The organism is Sphingomonas sp. IW22 (genome assembly GCF_041321155.1).
Classification (GTDB): domain Bacteria; phylum Pseudomonadota; class Alphaproteobacteria; order Sphingomonadales; family Sphingomonadaceae; genus Sphingomonas.
This window is the reverse complement of the sequence record NZ_JBGGWB010000035.1, coordinates 1-1,296: the sequence shown is the minus strand read 5'-3', so window position 1 is coordinate 1,296 and position 1,296 is coordinate 1. Positions and strand designations below refer to the sequence as shown.

Below are 1,296 nucleotides of genomic sequence, written 5' to 3'. Positions count from 1 at the left end.
TATTAGGGTGTCCCAAAAGTTCGCGGTCACTAAAATATGAAATCTAAACAAGTATTTATTATGACATTTACAATATTAATCAGTCTTGAAAATATAATCCGTTGTGTTTAATCGTCTTTAACCATCTCCCAGTTAATTCTTTTATACCATTCATGTACCACTCTTTGGGCTTTGATATAAAAAAGTCAGTGATACCGGTTCTCACTTCTTCCACATTCTGAAAACATTTCCCTTGCAGGTACTGAGCCATGGAACGAAAGAGGTAATAATCCGACGGTGCAAGGTCCGGACTATATGCTGGATGTGGCATTACCTCAATCCCTTCTAGTTCCATTATTTTATTTTTGGTTTGGCAAGCAACATGTGGACGAGCATTGTCCTGCTGTAACAATGCACGTTTCCTGTTGATTAGAGCTGGGTATTTGGCCGCAAAGATTTCATACATGCGTTGCAGCTGCTCAACATACAACTGGGCTGTTATGGTACGTCCATTTGGAACCAATTCAAAGTGTATTGGGCCCTCGTAATTCCACCAAACGCACAACAAAACCTTGTTTTCAAATCGTTGGCGCTTGGTAACCGGTAAAGGACTCTGATTAGGGCTTAACCACTGATTTCGCAAGTCAGGATTACGGAAGTACACCCATTTCTCATCGCAAGTGACGATGGTTTTTAGAAATCGTTCATCATTTGGATAGCGAAGGAGTTGTTCACAGATTTGCAAACGTTTTTCCGCTTGTTCGGGAGTCAGCTCATGCGGTACAACTTTGCATTTCCTATTTCTCTTACCATGAGACAGAAGTTCGCGGTGTACTGAAGATTTTGGAATTTGAACTTCGTCTGAAAGTCTTCGAACACTGGTACATGGATTTTCATCAACAGAATGCATAATGGCTTGGGTATCAACTGTCCTGGGTCTTCCAGAACGTGACTCATCATTAAGATCCGTATTGCCCGAATTGAATCTGCTAAACCATTTGATAGCTGTGGTTTTACTGACAAGCTTGTCTCCTTCAACTTCGCATATTTCAACTGCAGCAGATCTGGCACTGAAGCCTTTTTTCCAATAATGGAGTAAAAGTATACGAATAGTACAGTTTTTATCAACTTCCATATTAATCTGTAATAATAAGAAAAAATTATTAAATGAAAATATTTTAGTTATAGCATATTACTTGTTATATGTATTTTCAAAATAACACTAAATAAGTTTAATTTATTAGACTATTTAAACAATTTACCTTTAAATATTAAAATTTCAAAAAGTGACCGCGAACTTTTGGGACACCCTAATAT

General features: G+C 37.6%; 1 protein-coding gene. It reads right to left on the bottom strand.

The window, feature by feature from the left end; all coding sequences use genetic code 11:
• Positions 1–79 precede the first annotated feature (79 nt).
• Positions 80–1,114 (bottom strand): hypothetical protein, encoded by a 1,035-nt coding sequence (locus ACAX61_RS19555; protein ID WP_370716209.1) that lies wholly within the window; start codon positions 1,112–1,114, stop codon positions 80–82.
• Positions 1,115–1,296: the final 182 nt, after the last annotated feature.